The sequence below is a fragment of the Bacteroidales bacterium genome, assembly GCA_018334875.1.
Lineage (GTDB): Bacteria > Bacteroidota > Bacteroidia > Bacteroidales > UBA12077 > JAGXLC01.
This window is the reverse complement of sequence record JAGXLC010000456.1, coordinates 1-3,169: the sequence shown is the minus strand read 5'-3', so window position 1 is coordinate 3,169 and position 3,169 is coordinate 1. Positions and strand designations below refer to the sequence as shown.

Below are 3,169 nucleotides of genomic sequence, written 5' to 3'. Positions count from 1 at the left end.
CATTTTATCCGGTACCTTATGTAAAAAATACAAGCTTTATAATGTGATTCCACTGCAATGTTTTATATAAAATTCAGGTAATCAATCATGTAATTAATCGCTCATGCAATCTGTTGTTTATATCTCCCTAAAGTTTCGCACTTGATTTAAATAAACTGAAATATAATTGTTTCTCCAATCGGGGAGATTTTTATAACATTGATTATTAATTCTTTAATGCTTCCATTTTCAGTCATGCCGCATATTCCGCTTCAACCTCCGGTGGTAAAACCCGTTTTAATATTTCATAAGCTTTCTGATCATTGAATAATTTCACCATAATATCCATACTATCTATTTCATCATATAAAATTTCTATAATCCTTACCAGTTCAATAAATAATGCCCATAGCCTTTCACTTAATCGATATTGTATAATATCTTCTTCTATATCTTTAAATAGAGCCCCTTTTGACTCATAATGGTCAAATCGGTATCTTAATGTGAGCAAAATATGCTGTATCATGGTAATTGTTGTATCGGCAATTTGGCTATCAAAATCATTGGCCTGACATCTTCCAAGTCCCAACAGCTGCTTGGATTCCTTAAAGAAAACCTCTATAGACCAACGAATTTGATATATCTCGATCATTTTAATAAACGACAAGCCGGTATCAGTGGTGACAAATACTTTCCACTTGCCGTTTTTTCCCTGGCGGCTAAAGAATATCTTTAATGGCTTGCCTTTGTAATCGACCACTGTTTCTTTGTAATGGAACCCAAGCTTTCTGCATCTTTTTGCCTTGCCAAGTATATTGCGTATTTGTTTGTGCGTTAACTGCTGGCCGGAATAATCAAACCGGGTCTTACAAAATTTATACATGCCTATAAGATGCAAATTTTGCTTCTTTACCCGTCTGACTGCATCAATGAAGGCCTCACATGTGAACCAGCTGTCCATGAGCACATAGTCTACTTTAAAACCTTGGCTTATAAATCGCCAGAACATCTTTAAGGCACTGTTTATCTTATTTTCATCAGCTTCTTTGGCTCTCTCCCAGGAGGGACTATCCTTCCGACGGGGTTTCCGATATTGTTTTCGGTACTTGCTTTTTTTCAATCCATATGGTTTATCCTTATTTTTTCCTTTTTCCCGGTGCAATGAAAAATCCACAGGGATGAATGAAGTTCCATCCCAATAGCCCATGGTTAAAAGTTTGTATCCCAAGATAGCCCGATTAGCCACATGATCCCAAACTCGAGATACTTTTTCGATATATTGACCGGTTTTAGCAAGCGTGGAATCATCAAATATCATGCATTTAGAACCTTTATCCACGGAGCATGGTTTTTGTGAGACTTTTATGAATTTTGAAGCAAAAAGCCATAGGATCATTCTCCAGCATATACCGGGATTATTCTTTAACCGGTAAAATGCATCTTTGCGAGCTTTTATGTGATTTGACAAAACACTGCTTATCATGCCGTTAATGCTGTCTGCGTTGACAAAAGGAAGACAAATGAGAATCGAAAATATGCTTGTGAAGCTATATCCCCTTACTTTTAAGGGGTTTAGGCTTTTGCATGTCTTAGAAAATGAAAAGCATTTCAAAGAACTCAAAATAAAATCAGGTTCAAACCAACTATGGGTAAAACCGTTTTTTAATTCCTGGACTTTTTTAATATCTTTACATTGTAGCATGATAATATTTGTTTGGTCGCAAGGCTAATATACTAATTTTTAGATTATTAGCCAATTATCATGCTACTTTTTTTATGTTTTTTTTCCTGTCTTTAGCTTACCCCATTCTTTAGGACAGGTTCTTTACATTTCATAATTTATTTTTTCTTCTAAGCCGCCCTCACTCCTTGATGGGGTGGCTTTGAAGAAAAAAATACTTTTGCGGGTACCTCGTCATTTAAAGATTGGTGGCGTCTTTCGGTGTTATATTCGCTAAACCACCCGAATAATCCTCTGTATAACTCAATACCATCTTCAGCAGGATTAAGATAAACATGCTCATATTTCATAGACCTCCAAAGGCGTTCAATGAAGATGTTGTCAATGGCTCTTCCTTTGCCATCCATAGACAGGGAAATGTCCCTGCTTGTGACAGCCTCTGTGAAAATATCACTGGTAAACTGGCTGCCTTGATCGGTATTGATAATCTCAGGCTTGCCGTGAGCCTCTATGGCATCATCAAGCACCTGCTTGCACCATGCCGCATCCATGGTATTGCTGACCGACCAGCCTACAACATATCGGCTGTAAAGATCGATGATAGCCATAGCGTACATATAACCCGTTTTCATTGGTATATAGGTAATATCAGTACCCCAGGCCTGATTGGATCTTTTGATTTCTAAGTTCTTCAACAAATATGGATACACCTTGTGGTCTTTTGAAGGCTTAGAAGTATTGGGCTTGGGCCCTATAGCCTGGATACCCATGATCCTGTAAAGACGTTCTATTCTCTTTTTATTGACTTTGTAGTGCATATCTTTCTGCAACCATGTGGTCATCCTTGGAATACCCCAAAAAGGCTTTTCCTGGTACTTTTTATCGATAAGCTCCATAAGTTCTAAATTTGACGGCTTCTCCTGTCTTGGCTTGTAATACACACCGCTGCGATGAATACCCAGTAACTGGCACTGCCTTGCCATGCTTAGCTTGCTGTGGTTTTTATCTGCCAGTGCTCTACGTTCAGCTAAGGACTTCTTTACGACAAGGCTTTCTTTAAAAAATCAACCTCGACCTGGAGCTGACCGATTTTTTCATAGAGCTTTTGTTGTTCCTTTTCGGGATCCTTGTTGGAGGCGTTATCACTTTCAAATACCTGATCAGCATTATCCAGAAACGCACGCTTCCATTTTTGGATCTGGTTCGGATGGAGTTGATACTTTTGAGCGAGCTCTTGCTTTGTAAGCTTCTCTTGTAGCGCTTCTATGGCTACTTTGGTCTTGAATTTTGAACTAAACTTTCTTCGTGTACTCATAGACAGCAATTTTAATAAATTTATAATCTCAAACTTAATTTGCTGTCCTAATTTTGGGGGTAATTATAAGACGACTAACCTTTTAACGATTAAAATCAATGAATGAAGAGCAGACATATTTAGTTAACATTCTTCGAGATGCAATTAATTTAGTTTATCAGGAAGAAAGATTTTTACTAAGTTTTGCCAGAGGA

Annotated in this window: 3 protein-coding genes; all 3 read right to left on the bottom strand. The window is 37.6% G+C overall.

The window, feature by feature from the left end:
• Positions 1 to 232: 232 nt before the first annotated feature.
• Positions 233 to 1,447, bottom strand: a complete 1,215-nt coding sequence (locus tag KGY70_19755) for a transposase (protein MBS3777440.1) — start codon at positions 1,445 to 1,447, stop codon at positions 233 to 235.
• 383 nt (positions 1,448 to 1,830) lie between these two features.
• The gene (locus KGY70_19750) at positions 1,831 to 2,673 is read right to left on the bottom strand and encodes an IS3 family transposase (GenBank protein ID MBS3777439.1); all 843 of its coding nucleotides are present in this window, start codon (positions 2,671 to 2,673) and stop codon (positions 1,831 to 1,833) included.
• Positions 2,674 to 2,699: 26 nt separating this feature from the next.
• Entirely contained in the window at positions 2,700 to 2,975 is a 276-nt protein-coding gene (locus KGY70_19745) for a transposase (protein MBS3777438.1), read from the bottom strand.
• Positions 2,976 to 3,169 lie beyond the last annotated feature (194 nt).

Excerpts from the sequence above, each read along its gene's own strand:
- KGY70_19745 (MBS3777438.1), bottom strand. The coding sequence starts at position 2,975 with ATGAGTACACGAAGAAAGTTTAGTTCAAAATTCAAGACCAAAGTAGCC.